General features: G+C 24.6%; 14 protein-coding genes. 8 read left to right on the top strand and 6 right to left on the bottom strand.

Features of this window, described 5'->3' with window-relative positions:
- Positions 1-76: 76 nt before the first annotated feature.
- Positions 77-2,146 (bottom strand): glutamine synthetase III domain-containing protein, encoded by a 2,070-nt coding sequence (locus ACZ5EC_RS09665; RefSeq protein ID WP_464302275.1) that lies wholly within the window; start codon positions 2,144-2,146, stop codon positions 77-79.
- 310 nt (positions 2,147-2,456) lie between these two features.
- Between ACZ5EC_RS09665 and ACZ5EC_RS09660 the strand changes: the two genes are divergently transcribed.
- Positions 2,457-2,924 carry a GNAT family N-acetyltransferase gene (locus tag ACZ5EC_RS09660; RefSeq protein WP_464302274.1) on the top strand — a complete coding sequence of 156 codons (468 nt, stop codon included), beginning with the start codon at positions 2,457-2,459 and terminating at the stop codon, positions 2,922-2,924.
- A 23-nt stretch (positions 2,925-2,947) separates the two neighbouring features.
- On the opposite strand, the gene ACZ5EC_RS09655 is transcribed toward ACZ5EC_RS09660, so the two are convergent.
- Positions 2,948-3,430, bottom strand: a complete 483-nt coding sequence (locus ACZ5EC_RS09655; RefSeq protein WP_464302273.1) for a hypothetical protein — start codon at positions 3,428-3,430, stop codon at positions 2,948-2,950.
- Between the two features lie 309 nt (positions 3,431-3,739).
- Complete coding sequence (locus tag ACZ5EC_RS09650; RefSeq protein ID WP_464302272.1) at positions 3,740-4,027, bottom strand: hypothetical protein; 288 nt, start codon at positions 4,025-4,027, stop codon at positions 3,740-3,742.
- 483 nt (positions 4,028-4,510) lie between these two features.
- Between ACZ5EC_RS09650 and ACZ5EC_RS09645 the strand changes: the two genes are divergently transcribed.
- Positions 4,511-5,881 (top strand): phosphomannomutase/phosphoglucomutase, encoded by a 1,371-nt coding sequence (locus tag ACZ5EC_RS09645; protein ID WP_464302271.1) that lies wholly within the window; start codon positions 4,511-4,513, stop codon positions 5,879-5,881.
- A gap of 130 nt (positions 5,882-6,011) precedes the next feature.
- A complete protein-coding gene (locus ACZ5EC_RS09640) occupies positions 6,012-6,749 on the top strand; it encodes a DUF434 domain-containing protein (protein ID WP_464302270.1) in 738 nt (245 codons plus the stop codon).
- A gap of 50 nt (positions 6,750-6,799) precedes the next feature.
- On the opposite strand, the gene ACZ5EC_RS09635 is transcribed toward ACZ5EC_RS09640, so the two are convergent.
- The 3 genes from ACZ5EC_RS09635 to ACZ5EC_RS09625 are packed head-to-tail and all read right to left on the bottom strand — an operon-like array spanning position 6,800 to position 9,244.
- On the bottom strand, positions 6,800-7,999 hold the full coding sequence (locus ACZ5EC_RS09635; protein WP_464302269.1) for a M20 metallopeptidase family protein: 1,200 nt from the start codon (positions 7,997-7,999) through the stop codon (positions 6,800-6,802).
- 1 nt (position 8,000) lies between these two features.
- Complete coding sequence (locus tag ACZ5EC_RS09630) at positions 8,001-8,327, bottom strand: hypothetical protein (RefSeq protein ID WP_464302268.1); 327 nt, start codon at positions 8,325-8,327, stop codon at positions 8,001-8,003.
- Positions 8,312-9,244, bottom strand: coding sequence for a hypothetical protein (locus ACZ5EC_RS09625; RefSeq protein WP_464302267.1), 933 nt, complete (start codon positions 9,242-9,244; stop codon positions 8,312-8,314). The genes ACZ5EC_RS09630 and ACZ5EC_RS09625 overlap by 16 nt, the downstream gene beginning before the upstream one ends.
- 129 nt (positions 9,245-9,373) lie before the next feature.
- On the opposite strand from ACZ5EC_RS09625, the gene ACZ5EC_RS09620 reads away from it, so the two are divergent.
- The 5 genes from ACZ5EC_RS09620 to ACZ5EC_RS09600 all read left to right on the top strand — a co-directional run bounded on the left by ACZ5EC_RS09620 (position 9,374) and on the right by ACZ5EC_RS09600 (position 14,151).
- Entirely contained in the window at positions 9,374-9,619 is a 246-nt protein-coding gene (locus ACZ5EC_RS09620; RefSeq protein ID WP_464302266.1) for an AraC family transcriptional regulator, read from the top strand.
- Between the two features lie 297 nt (positions 9,620-9,916).
- Entirely contained in the window at positions 9,917-10,399 is a 483-nt protein-coding gene (locus ACZ5EC_RS09615; RefSeq protein ID WP_464302265.1) for a MarR family winged helix-turn-helix transcriptional regulator, read from the top strand.
- Between the two features lie 79 nt (positions 10,400-10,478).
- Positions 10,479-11,858: an MATE family efflux transporter gene (locus ACZ5EC_RS09610; RefSeq protein ID WP_464302264.1), complete on the top strand. Its 1,380-nt coding sequence runs from the start codon at positions 10,479-10,481 to the stop codon at positions 11,856-11,858.
- A gap of 75 nt (positions 11,859-11,933) precedes the next feature.
- On the top strand, positions 11,934-12,392 hold the full coding sequence (locus ACZ5EC_RS09605; RefSeq protein WP_464302263.1) for a methyltransferase family protein: 459 nt from the start codon (positions 11,934-11,936) through the stop codon (positions 12,390-12,392).
- A 733-nt stretch (positions 12,393-13,125) separates the two neighbouring features.
- Positions 13,126-14,151 (top strand): hypothetical protein, encoded by a 1,026-nt coding sequence (locus ACZ5EC_RS09600; RefSeq protein WP_464302262.1) that lies wholly within the window; start codon positions 13,126-13,128, stop codon positions 14,149-14,151.
- The last annotated feature ends 7 nt before the right edge of the window (positions 14,152-14,158 follow it).

Genomic DNA, 14,158 nt, shown 5'->3' with positions numbered 1-14,158 from the left:
GAAAAAATACAATGTACAAAATAAAATAAGAGTTATGTCAATAATAATGTGTAAATAAAAAATTGTATAAATTCAATTAAATTTTAAAAAGCATATCTTTATATCTTGGGAATGGCCATAAGTTTTCAGAGGTATTTAGCTCAAGAAAGTTGCATATTTTTCTTATTTCAGACATCTTATCTTTTATAACAAATATTAGTTCTCCTTTTTTTGTATCATCTTGATTTGAAAATTGAAGAACTAGATTTTCTAAATCGTTTATACTAGATTCAAGTTTTACAATATTGTTAATATATTTTTTTACATTATCTGAACTTATCCCAATTATGCTTTCCATCTCTTTATATTCCTTTAACTGTTTAATTACAGAAGGTATAATTCCGGTTTTTACCATATCTGTTAAAGTCCTTGTTTCTATTAAGAGATTTTTAAAATAAATGTCTTTTTCAATTTCAAAATATGCATCAATATATCTTTTTGACAAAAGTTTAGTTTTTATAAAAAGTTGTTCAAAATCATTTTCATCGATTTCATTGAATAATTCAAAATATTTTGATGTGATGGATAGTCCTCTTTTTTTAGCTTCTTCTTTCCATTTATCACTATAACAATCACCATTATAAATAATATTTTTTGAATCAATAAACCCTTTTTTTATAGATTTCAAAACAGCTATATCAAAATCATCTTCTTTATCCATTTCATTTTTTAAATTGGTGTACATTTCTTTTAAGCCATGATAAATTATAGTATTTAAGGCAGTTAAAATTGTTGAGATTGCAAAAGAGCTACCAGGCATTCTATATTCAAATTTGTTTCCTGTAAATGCAAATGGAGAGGTTCTATTTCTATCTGTATAATCAATTTTAATGCTTGGTATTTTGGAAAGGCCAATTGATAGAAATTTCTGAGGCAATTCTGAAAGATCTTCAGTTTCAGCTATTTTGTTTAATAAGTTATATAAGGAATCCCCAATAAAAACTGAGATTATTGATGGGGGTGCTTCATTTCCTCCTAACCTTAATTCATTGGAGTATGAGAAAGTAAATAATTTCAAAATTTTTTCATATTTCTTTATACCCAGAATTATACCTGTTAAAAAAAATAGGAATTGTAATCTTTGTTTTTCAGATCTTCTACTTTTTAGTAAATTTTTACCATCAGAATCCATTAAACTCCAGTTAATATGTTTTCCTGAACCATTTATTCCTTCAAAAGGTTTTTCATGAAAAAGGATTGCAAGGTCCAATTTATTTGCTATTTTTCTCATTAATTCCATAGCTAAAATATTATGATCTGATGCAATGTTTGCATTTTCAAAAATTGGAGCAAATTCAAATTGATTTGGTGCAACTTCATTATGACGGGTTTTTACAGGAATACCTAATTTTAAAAATTCTTCTTCAAAAGTTTTCATGAATTCTAAAACTCTTTCTTTTATAGAACCAAAATAATGATCTTCTAATTGTTGATCTTTGGGGGAAGGAGCACCAATTAAAGTTCTTCCAGTAAACATAAGGTCAGGCCTTTTATCAAAATATTTTTTGTCTACTAAAAAATATTCTTGTTCGGCTCCAATTGTGCATTTAACATATTTGGCACTTCTATTTCCAAACAATTTAAGAATTTTATATGCCTGGTTTTCAACGAGGTCTAAAGATTTTAATAAAGGTGTTTTTTTATCAAGAATTTCACCATTATATGAGATAAAAATTGAAGGTATACATAATGTATCATCAATAATAAATGCAGGTGAAGTTGGATCCCATGCTGTATATCCTCTTGCTTCAAAAGTAGATCTAATTCCACCTGAAGGAAAAGATGATGCATCAGGTTCACCCTGTGTCAACTCTTTACCAGAAAACCTTTCAATAATATCAAATGAATTCATCTTTGATATAAAAGTATTATGCTTTTCAGCAGTTGTACCTCTTAATGGATGAAACCAATGTGTATAGTGGTTAGCTCCATTGGAAAGAGCCCACTCTTTTAATCCATGTGCCACAATTTGAGCAATCTCTTTATCTAAAGGTTCTCCTTCTTCAATAGTTTTTAAAAGTTTTTCACAAACATCTTTGGGAAGATGTTTTAACATTGCTTTCTGGTTGAAAGTTCTAATTCCAAAAATTTCAGAAATTTTTTCCATTTTTATCCCCTATTTTAAGCCTTTATAATTTAAAATCGGTAAATTGCATATTTTATTAATATATAAAAAACTAAATAATATGTGTAAAAAATAATATAAAAAATAATTTATGCAAGTATTATGATTAGAAAAATAAAAATAATATTAAATAAATATGCAAACAAGTATTAAAACTAATCAAAATGCAATAATACTATAAAATTAATAAAAATGATATTGAATATTAAAAATGGTTTGATTAAAAAATGAAATAAGTTATTTTGATTGTGTTATTTGTTAAAAATTAAAATGAAAAATAGGAGGAATAAAAATGAAAATGGATTCTATTACTTTAAATGATATTTATTATAAAAATGCTACTGATAAAGAGAGTGAAAAAATATTGGATTTCTGGAAAAATAATGATATAACAATCTCTACTTCTGATAATCCAGAAGAGATGGATATAGCAAAACATATATTTCCACAACTTTTTATTATTGCTTTAGAAAAGAAATCATCAAAGGGAAAAGAGGAGAAAATAGCAGGGACTGTATGGGGAAATTTTGATGGTAGAAGAGGTTTTGTTGTTCATCTGGCAACAAGGAAAGATATAAGAGGTATTGGATTGGGTAAAAAATTAATGGAACTTGTTGAATATGAATTTCATAAATTAAATTGTTATAAAGTGCATTTATTTGTTGAAACTCATAATATTAAAGTTATAGATTTTTATAAAAAACTGGGATATGTTGTAAGGGAAGATGTTATAACAATGTCTAAAACTTTAAGAAAATGAAATTTTGATCTTATTTTAAATACCTATTTTATTAATTTATTTATACCTTTGCCAATAATTTTGCCAATCCCTCTTCTAATTTTCTTTTTTACCTGATAATTGATTTCGTTTTTTACAACTTTTTTACCAAATTTTTTGAAAGCACCTAGAGGGTTTTTTAGAAAATCTTCTTCATTATTGTTCTGATTGTTTTGCTCTGGTTCTTGATTATTTTGTTCAAAAATTTCCCATGGATATTTTTCAGTAAAAGAGTAATCATTGTTAAAAAATTGAATAAAAAGTTCTTTTACTGAATTAAGATTGTTGATATAACATTCTTTCATCTCATCATTTAGATTAAATTGTACCAGATAGTTAGAGTCATTTTCAATAGCTACCTGGATAAAATTGTTATCCCCTAAAGTGGCAAATTCGCATGAAGATACATTTAAACTATCAAGTGCAGAATTAATTTCCTGTTCAGAGGATACATTTAAAATTTTTCCATTTGCAAGTTCTAAACGCATTTTTATCTCCTAAATAAAAGTTATTTGATAATAAATGTTTTTATAATGAATTTATAATATCTAGATTTTTTGATTAATTGTAATAAGAATCAGAAAAAATTTATGAAAAATTAAAATTTAGACTAATTCTTATAGAGATATATTAAATTAATCAAATTACAATATTTGATATATAAATATATTATGTTTAAATAATATATGTTAATTAATTTAATGCAATATTTTATTTTAAAATTGTATACAAATTTTGTTTAAATTAAAATAATATCTTGAAATAAAATATCTTAATTAAATCAGAAATAATAACATTTAATTTTTATTTAAAAAGTCTAAATCTGCTTTAAAACTATAATCATTATGGAAGAACTTTTTAAAAATTGATTTTATTTTTTCTTTTGAATCAATATTAAATTCTTTGAGTTCATTATCAATTTTGTATTGAATAATAAAGCCATTATTTGAAATAGCAACCTGAATAAAATTATCAGTACCTAAAAATACAAATTCATTACCATTTCCCAGTGAATCAATTGCTTTTTCAATAGATTTTTCATCTTTAACATTGTGAACTTCTCCATTTGCTTGAATAAGTCTCAAGATAACTTCTCCTATTTAATTAATTATATTTTATATAATTATAATGGAAAATTTGATTAATAAATATTATTTATAACTTATATTTGTTTTTTAAATTGTTATAAAGTAATTACTATTTTTTATTTATTATTTCTTTAACTTTCCATTGCATATTAGGAAACAAATCATCAGGCATATTTTTCATTCTATCATTGAAAAATGGACAGGTTTCTAAACAATCACAATCTGGCATAGTTTCGTTCCTTTAACTTTTTAGTTTTATAAAGTTAAATTATTGACAAAATAATACATAATAAAATATTAAAATCAATTATTTTATAAGCTTTTTTATAAATAATTAATTGAAAAATATAAAAGTAAAGTTATTATCTTTTTACATAAAACTAAAATTTATTAAAATTATATCATAAATATATATGCTAACAATTGTATATTTTTATAGTCAATTGTATTTTAATAAATTCTTAATAAATAGGAGGTAATATGGGAGTTTTTAAAGCATATGATATTAGAGGGATTTATAATAAAGATTGGGATAAAGAACTTGTATATAAAATAGGGTTTTTCTTACCTGAACTTTTAAAAACAGATAAATTTATTGTTGGTAGAGATGCAAGAGTTTCATCTGATGAGATATTTGAATATTTATCGAAGGGTTTAACAGATAATGGTGCTGATGTTTATGATATGGGATTATCAACAACACCAATGGTATATTTTGCTACATCTTTTTATGGATTTAAAGGTTCTGTTCAAATTACTGCTTCGCATAATCCAAAAGAGTATAATGGGTTAAAAGTTTCTAAAGAAAATTCTTTACCAGTAGGTTATGATGCAGGTTTAAATATTTTAGAAAAATGGGTTATGGACAATGATGTAGAAAATAGAATAAAATCAAAATTAGAAAAAAATAAAAAAGATGGAATTAAAGGGAAAATTTATAAAAAAGAGGTAAAAAAAGATTATATCAATTTTTTAAGCAAATATGTTTCTGATATTTCAAACTTAAAAATAGCAGTTGATTTTTCTAATGGGATGGCATCATTAATAGTTAAAGATCTATTAAAAGATTTTTCGAACAATATTACATATATTTATGATGAAATTGATGGTACTTTTCCTAATCATGAACCTAATCCTTTAATTGAAGCAAATGTGGAAGATTTAAAAAAATTAGTAAAAAAAGAGAATGCTGATATTGGTGTTATATATGATGGAGATGCTGATAGAGTTATGTTTGTTGATGATAAAGCAAGGTTTGTTTCTCCAGATTTTATGATAGGGATAATGGGGCATTATTTTTTAAAAAAAGAAAAAGGAAATGTACTTTTCGACATAAGAACTTCAAAAAGTGTTAGAAAATATATTGAAGATCTAGGTGGCATAACCCATATGTGGAAAGTAGGTCATGCTTATGCTAAAGTTAAATTAAGAGAGATAAATGGAATATATGGTGGAGAATTAGCTGGCCATTACTATTTTAGAGATTTCTTTTATTGTGATAGTGGAATACTGGCTTCTTTGATTGTTTTAAATGTAATTTCTGAATTTAAAAAGCAGGGGAAAAAGATATCTGATATTCTTGATTCTATGAAGCTTTATGCTAATTCCGGTGAAATAAATTTTAAAATAGAAAATAAACTTGAAACAATGGAAAAAGTTAGAAAGCATTTTGAAGAGAAAGAAAAGCCTACTGCTTTTTATGATTTTGATGGATATAGAATAGAATTTAAAGATTGGTGGTTTAATATTAGACCATCCAATACAGAACCATATTTAAGACTTATTATAGAAGCAAAAGATAAAAATCTATTGGAAAAAAAGATAGAAGAGATTAAAGGTTTAATTGGGTAAATAGGTTTATTTTTTTATGATTTTAAAATAGTGATTGAATTATAATTTTTAAATATACTTAGCAATAATTGTTTAATATATAAAAAGTAAAATTTAGTCTAATTTAAAAAATATAAATTTTCCAATTAAAATGAAAAATATTGATAAGAATAAATTATTTAAAGCTAAAAAGGATTATATTTTTTTATTGAATAAAAATTATCCTGAAAAGTCTACTTTAGAATTAGTTGGAAATAGGTATAAGTTAAATTCTTATGAGAGAGATATCCTAAAAAGAGGAGTGAAATCAAATTTAGAAAATAGAAAAAGGAAATTTAAAATTATAAAAACTAATTTCTATTTTAAATTTTTATGTATCAAAATATTTTTATTATCAATATTATCTATTTTTATAAAAAAGTTGAAGGAAAATAGTTTAGTAAAATACGCAATTTCAGTTGATGGGTGGAATGTAGTTATAACTTTGGATAATTATTACAAAGGGAAACCTGTTTTTATTTCTACAGATGGGGTTATCAGAGATATTTCAGAAACTGGTAGTTCTTATAAAATAACAAAATTGACTTATGAAATTGTTGAAAAAATTTTGAATTTGAAATTTTGCAAGAATAAATTGAGTATTATTATAAAATTTTATTTTGAAGATAATGTTTCAAAAAGTTTAGATTTTGTAAAAGAGATAGAAAACCGATTTAATTTTAAAAATATTATGTTAACAAAAAACAACGATCCAATTTTAGTACAACAAAAAGTTGTAGCTACTTCTGATTCACAAATAATTGATAATGTTAAATATTGTATTGATTTTGTTTCACTATATTTAAAAAAGTATCACAAAAACTATTTAAAAAAGATAATTAAACTATAGATAATTAAACCATAGAATAATTAAAATATTCTAAAATAGAAAAATACCTTTTATGATAAAAGATCAAGAATAAGTCTTACATGCATCTCAACACCTGTAGGAAGTGAATCTTCATCAATATTAAAATATGGATTATGATGAGGTTTATCGATCCCTTTTTCTTTATTCATTGCACCAACCCAATAGAATGCACCAGGTACTTTTTCCAGAAAATAGGACATATCTTCTCCACCCATGGAAACTGGGCATTCAAAAACATGGTCAGCACCTACAACTTTTTTAGCAATATTTATAACCCTTTCAGTTTCTTTTTCATTGTTAACTAATGGTGGATAACCAAAAGTATAGTTTAAGTTTGCACTCCCTCTATATGCTTTTGATATATTTTTTGCAATTCTTTCAATTCTTTCAGGCATAGTTTTTGCAATCTCTTTTTTTAAAGTTCTAACTGTTCCTATAATTTCAGCATATTCAGGAATTACATTAAAAACATCACCTGACAGTAGTTTACCAACTGTAATTACAGCAGAATCTAATGGATCTAATTCCCTTGAAACTATAGATTGTAACCCAATAACTACATGGGAAGCAATTACAACAGGATCAATAGCTGTATGTGGATAGGCTCCATGTCCCCCTTTTCCTTTAACAGTAATTGTAAATTCATCTGCTTCTGCTGTCATAATCCCTTTTTTAATCCCAATTGTGTTAATTGGAAAGATACTTGCTAAATGGATTCCAAATGCTTTGTTAACTTCTGGATTTTTTAAAACCCCTTCCTCTATCATTTTAATGGCACCACCAGGTGATTTTTCTTCAGAAGGTTGGAATAAAAATTTAACATTTCCATTTAATTGATTTTTATATTTTGAAAGCACTTTTGCAGCCACAAGCAACATTGCTGTATGCCCATCATGTCCACATGCATGCATAACACCATCTATTTTTGATTTATATGGTACATTGTTTAGTTCCTGTATTGGTAAAGCGTCCATATCAGCTCTTAAAAGAACTGTTTCACATTTATTGTTTTCATTGAATTTGTTTTCACCATTTCCCTTTAAAAGACCAACGACTCCAGTTTTAGCTATATTTGTTTTTACTTCCAGCCCTAGGTCTTTAAGATAATTTTCAACAATTTTTGCAGTTCTAACTTCCTGAAAATAAATTTCAGGATGTTGATGAAAATCTCTTCTCAACCTAATAACTTCATCTTTTAAGTTTAAAACTTCTTTTTTAATATCATCCATTTTAATCTCCATTATTTTTATCTTTTTTATAATTTTCATTAAAAAAACATATAGAAAAATAGTTTTCATTTTCAATAAGTTTATAAGTATATCTTGTTGGACGTACAAAAATAAAAGAAACAGGTTTATTCCATAAAATCCCAAAAATTATCCAGCTTGCAGTCATTAAATTAACATTAGATTTATTATGGTCAGTTGATAGAGAATTATTTGAATTATTGTTTATTTTATTTTTTAAATTGTTTTTTACAACAATTAATCCCCAATCATTATCTATAAGTTTAAGGATGTTATCCTTTAAAGATTTAATATCTATTTCTTTATGCATAAAATCTCCTTTTTAATAATTATATAGCTAAAAAAAACAATAAACAAAAAACTGGTTATAATTCCAGGATAAAATTTTTTGTTTATCATGTCTAATAGGCTGAATAAAGAAAAAACAAAATAACTTCCTATTCCCAAAACTACAATTCCAGGATAATAAAAATTGTTTTTAATTTTCAAATAAAGAAATATTAAAAATATTACATAAACAACAAAGTATAATACAATGCTATGGGCATTGGGTAAAAAAAACAAAAAGATAATAAAAATTCCAATCCCAAGCCCTGAAAAAAAAGATGAAATTTTAAATTGTAAATATGGCAAAAAATATGTTTTTTTAGTAAACAATTTTGATAAAAATATAAATATGATAATTAGAATATAAAATAGCAGGAAATAGATAAAATTTTTACTATGATTGAAAAATATATTAAAGAAGATAGAAAATATAATAGTAGCTATAGCCAGAATAATAAATGCTTTTTTTGAAATTAAACTTTTGTTAAAAGTATCTTTATAAAGATAATTAGTTATCATTAAAGGAAAAATAAAACTATGTAAAGAATGCCATGCACAAATAATGAAAAGCCATGGGAAGTTAATTCCTGAAAAATAACCAAAATTATCAAAAGTATTAACAGGAACACCAGTATTTCTAAGAATTGTTTGTGCAAGTATTGCTTCATTAAATAACCCATATGCAAATCCAATTAAAAACAATCCAATGATCCCTACTTCCAATTTGATAGCTATTTCTCTTAATAATAAAACAGGAATACTATAAACAAAAATCAATATTAGAAAATTTATTGGATTTATTAATTTTGTAATAGGTGTAGCATTAGTTAAAAGTTCAGTTAAAAGGATTGTAGCAATTATAATAAATATTATTGCTTTAGAATTTTCTTTTAATTTCATACTTTTAAATAGATACTTTATATATAAGCAAATGTCAAAAATCCTTAAAACGCAAAAAAAATAATTTTATATTGTCAAATAAAAATCTTTGAATTTTAAATAAAAAAACTTTGACAAAGGAAGAAAATGATGGTTTCAAAAAAAGAAAATAATATTTTGGCAATTAAATTATTTCACAAAATTTTTATCGCCAGGCAGATTATGAATAATAAGCAGGCAATTCAAAAGGCTCTTATTTTTATTAAAGAAAGTTATAACCATAAGCTTACTTTAAAGGAGGTTTCTGAAAAGGTTGGTCTTAGTCCCTATTATTTTAGCCATCTTTTCAAGGAAGAAGTTGGAGTGTCATTTATAACTTATTTAAATAAGCTGTGAATCGAGAAGGCCAAGGAGTTATTAAAAAGGAGCAATTTAAATATTGCTGAAATTTGTTATTAAGTTGGTTATAATGATCCCAATTATTTTATTCATTTTTTTTAGGGATATGAGAAGATGACTCCTGGTAAATTTAGAAAACATAAGTATGAATATATATATATATATATAACTTAATCGGGAATGATTTAGTTAAATAAAATTGTTAAGTAACTTGACAATAAAAATAATTTTATTATACTCTATATAAGCAAGTATAAATTTTTATTGAATTTTTATAATTTAGGAGAGAATACTATGGCTAATGAAAAGAAAACCAAAAATATTAAGAAATATCAAAAGCTTATAGAATCTTTTTTGCGGATAATAAATCATTATACAATTATAGAAAAAGAACCCAAAAAATACGGAACAGATGAATTTTTTCATAAATTAGAGATTCATACAATTCATGCCATAGGAGAAAACCTGGGTATAAATGTAACTAAACTGGCAAAATGGCATGGAATTACTAAAAGTGCTGTTTCTCAGGTGGTAAAGACACTTGAAGAAAGGGATTTAATTTATCGTTATCAAGCTCCTGATAATGCCAAAGAGGTACTTTTTAAATTAACTGAAAAAGGTAAAAAGGCTTATGAAGGACACAAACACTATCATGAGAAGCTAGATGCTTTCTTAATTGAGGAAATAGAGAAAATATCGGAAGATAAGTATCAGTTTCTTTTAGATTTTTTTAAGATGCTGGAAAAAAATCTGAAAAACCATTCTGAGAATAAATAAATTTTTATAGTTAAACTATTATAAAAAATTTTTTTAAAATAATAGTTAAGAAACTTAACAAAAAAAGGAGGACTCATTAATGGAAGTTAGTGAAAAAAGAGCAAGAATGATTGGAGAAGAAAGAATTCCAAAGGTAGTATTGAAATTTGCAATCCCAACTATAATAGCAATGCTTGTAAATGCAATTTATAATGCTGCAGATGCATTTTTTGTGGCAAAGCTGGGAGTAAGTGAAGTTGGAGCAATTTCAGTAGTATTTCCATTATTTATGTTAATATTGGGAATAGGATTAACTTTTGGCACGGGTGCTGCATCTTATGTTTCTAGACTTTTAGGAAAAGGTGATAAGGAACAGGCAAATAAAACAACTTCTACAGCTTTTTTTAGCACATTAATTTTTTCGGGGATATTTACTACTATGACACTAATATTTATTGAACCATTTTTAAGATTATTGGGAGCAACAGATACTATAATACCATATGCTGTAAAGTATTCTAAAATAATTCTTTTAGGTTGTATATTTCCTATTATAACCAGAACAATGAATAATATAGTAAGGGCTGAAGGAAATGTAATATACAGTACAATAGTGATGATTTTAGGAGCAGTGATAAACATCATAATAGACCCAATTTTCATATTTACATTTAATATGGGAGTAAAGGGTGCAGCTTTGGCGACAGTCTTATCACAAGCTATAACAACACTTTTATTTCTCATCTATTTCTTTACAGGCAAGAGTTATTGTAAAGTGTCATTTAAATACTTTAAACCTTCATCTGAAATATATTCACAGATAATAAAAATAGGTTTACCTGTATTTATGCTCCAGGTTTTATCTAGTTTAGCATTAGGAATGTTGAATAAAGGAGCAAGTCCTTATGGAGATGCAGCAGTAGCAGCATTAGGTATTTTAAATAGAGTTTTTGCAATAAGCATGTATGTAGTGTTTGCGTTTTCAAAAGGATTTCAACCAATTGCTGGATATAATTATGGTGCTGAAAAATTTGCTAGATTAAAAGAAGCTATTAATTATTCAGTAAGATGGACAACAACATTTTGTATTATTGTAACGATATTATCGGTAGTTTTTGCAAAACCTATTATAGGAATATTTAATGATAACCCTGCAGTTGTTGATATAGGAAGCAGAGGATTAATTGCAATAAATTTAATGTTTCCGTTTTTTGGATTTCAAATGATTTATGTGGCATTATTTTTAGCATTAGGAAAAGGTAAAGAAGGTGGTATATTATCTTTAGCTAGACAAGGTATATTTTTTATTCCAGCAATATTAATTCTTCCAAGAATATTTGGTCTTAATGGAGTGCTTTATACTCAAATAGTAGCAGACTTTTTTACAGTAATATTAACAACTATTTTTGCAAGAAAAGTAAGAAAAGAAATTGATGCTAAGTTATTGAATATTAAAATAAATACTTTAGAAAATTGTTAGGAAGGGTTTTAAGGCCTTGAATATATTGGATTTTTTTAGCCGAGAAGGCTCATATAAATAGGAGAGGAGGAAAAAATGAGTAGAACTAAAGAACATCATGGAGGAGTCTGGATTTTGGAGCTCTTAATTTTGATTGGTTTGCCAATACTGTTTCACTACTTATTTCCGTTAATGAATGTGGTTCCTAAACCGTATTCATATCTGGGGATTCTGATAATGTTTATTGGATTGGTTTTAATGACCTGGGCTGCAAGGGAATTTAATAAAGCAAATACAGGTTATCAGTTAAGAAATTCTTCTAAACTGGTAACTTCAGGACCTTTTCGATTTAGTCGTAATCCGATTTATCTAGGTATGGTGTTCTGGCTTATTGGTCTAGCTATTTTACTTGGTTCATTGATTACTTTTCTGTTTCCATTTTTTTTCTTTTTGATAGTAAATTTTACTATAATTCCCTCAGAAGAAACAAGTTTAGAAAAGTTATTTGGAACAAATTTCACCAAGTATAAACAGGATGTTCGACGTTGGCTATAAATTTTTTACTTATTTATCTGTTTTTTCTAATTTCATAATAAATATTTTTGAAAATCTTTTTCAAATGGGTACATGTATATTTGTTTTTTGTGACTTTAGAAATTCCAGTAAATAGGCAAAATATAATTAGCAGGAAATTAGATTACTTCTGTAAAAATTTTATAATTTATCAACTAAATATTTTAAAAAAAAAGTAATGCTCAAATAAATAATATTTTTAAACTTATTAAAGATTGTTTTTTCTATGCTCATTTAAATTCAAAACTAAAAGACGATATTTCAATATGTCTTAATTTTTTCAACAAGTTATTAAGTACAATTTTCAAGCTAAACAAGGATACAATAGATGCTATTAAATACATTCATGGCTCTAATGACCTTAAATTAGCCTTTGGAATAACTTTTGGTTTTTGTTATAAGTTTAAATTTATAAAATACAATTCTTATGATTGCATTGAGGAAAGGGGCTGTCTTAGAGCTTAAGGCAGTCCTTTTTTTAATAAAAGAATAAAAATATAAAAATTTAGCAATTAAAGGAAAAAATAAAAGAATTTTCAAAAGAATTATTTAATAAATATAAAAAATATGGCAAAGCTTTTCCTTTATTTAATTTAAACAACTTTCTAATATTGTGTGCTATACTTATTAATCCCCATTCTATTTTTACATTAAAAAAATATTTTGATAAGTTATTTTAATTTGAAAATATTTTTAAAAAGGTAATAATATTTTTATGAATATTTATGAATTGATAACCCTATTTCAAATTAATTTTGATGATAAATTTGAAGATATCAAAAAAAAATATAAAAAACTTATTTTTAAATATCATCCTGATCAATCTAAAAAAGATACAATTAATCAATTTATTTATATTAAAAAAGGTTTTAGTTATATAGAAAAAATGTTTATGGATATAGAACTTGATACAACATTTAGAGAAGCTCTTTTAAAGTACAAGAATGATAAAAAAATTTTTATTAATTCTGAAAATAATTTGATCAGAAATATATATTTAAATAACCATGATTTTAAAGAATTTATAATTTCTTTGTCAAGTCTACTTTACTTTTTAACTAAATACAAAAATAAATTCAGGTATTATTCAAGTATAAGTGAAGATTATTATAAAGAGAAATATAATAACTTTGAAAATAAATTAAATGAAATTTCGGATTATTATATAAGAAGTAGTTTAAATAAAAACACCGAGAATGAAAAAATTAACAAATCATTTGAAGTAAATAAAAATGTTTTTAATTTACAAAAAGAGATAAAAATACTTATACAACTATCAAAAGATATTTTTAAATTTTATATTAATAAAATGGAAAAGTTTAATTACACAAATCCTTATTTAAGAAGAGTTTTTATAGAGTATGGAAAAATTGAAGAAATGTTTTATGAATTGATAACAGAAATTTTCTTTATACAGATCCATTTTTATAAAGATAATGGTATAAATATATTAGATAAAAATATTATTCATGAAAGAATATATGAAACTTCTATAACATTAAATAAGTTTGAAGAAAATGTTGATAATTTTTTAAAAAATAATTTAAAACATAATAATTTTAATATATCAAATTTTGATATTAGTTATGATATAAAAAAAGATAAAAATTTTGTTAAGATTTTTAGTACTTTAAAAATAATGAAAAATATATTAATAAATCTAAAAAAAATTAAAGCAATGGGTATCCCTTTTCCTTTAGCAATAAAAGAAACTAAATTTTGGTTTGAAACAAATCTTTAATAATAAC

Source organism: Exilispira thermophila (assembly GCF_055389015.1).
The sequence above is the reverse complement of the archived record's forward strand: the minus strand, read 5'-3'. Positions and strand labels throughout refer to the sequence as shown.

Coding starts and splice junctions, on each gene's coding strand:
- ACZ5EC_RS09665 (WP_464302275.1), bottom strand. CDS start 2,146: ATGGAAAAAATTTCTGAAATTTTTGGAATTAGAACTTTCAACCAGAAA.
- ACZ5EC_RS09600 (WP_464302262.1), top strand. CDS start 13,126: ATGAATATTTATGAATTGATAACCCTATTTCAAATTAATTTTGATGAT.
- ACZ5EC_RS09655 (WP_464302273.1), bottom strand. CDS start 3,430: ATGCGTTTAGAACTTGCAAATGGAAAAATTTTAAATGTATCCTCTGAA.
- ACZ5EC_RS09630 (WP_464302268.1), bottom strand. CDS start 8,327: ATGCATAAAGAAATAGATATTAAATCTTTAAAGGATAACATCCTTAAA.
- ACZ5EC_RS09640 (WP_464302270.1), top strand. CDS start 6,012: ATGAAAAATATTGATAAGAATAAATTATTTAAAGCTAAAAAGGATTAT.
- ACZ5EC_RS09645 (WP_464302271.1), top strand. CDS start 4,511: ATGGGAGTTTTTAAAGCATATGATATTAGAGGGATTTATAATAAAGAT.
- ACZ5EC_RS09620 (WP_464302266.1), top strand. CDS start 9,374: ATGGTTTCAAAAAAAGAAAATAATATTTTGGCAATTAAATTATTTCAC.
- ACZ5EC_RS09605 (WP_464302263.1), top strand. CDS start 11,934: ATGAGTAGAACTAAAGAACATCATGGAGGAGTCTGGATTTTGGAGCTC.
- ACZ5EC_RS09625 (WP_464302267.1), bottom strand. CDS start 9,244: ATGAAATTAAAAGAAAATTCTAAAGCAATAATATTTATTATAATTGCT.
- ACZ5EC_RS09610 (WP_464302264.1), top strand. CDS start 10,479: ATGGAAGTTAGTGAAAAAAGAGCAAGAATGATTGGAGAAGAAAGAATT.
- ACZ5EC_RS09660 (WP_464302274.1), top strand. CDS start 2,457: ATGAAAATGGATTCTATTACTTTAAATGATATTTATTATAAAAATGCT.
- ACZ5EC_RS09635 (WP_464302269.1), bottom strand. CDS start 7,999: ATGGATGATATTAAAAAAGAAGTTTTAAACTTAAAAGATGAAGTTATT.
- ACZ5EC_RS09615 (WP_464302265.1), top strand. CDS start 9,917: ATGGCTAATGAAAAGAAAACCAAAAATATTAAGAAATATCAAAAGCTT.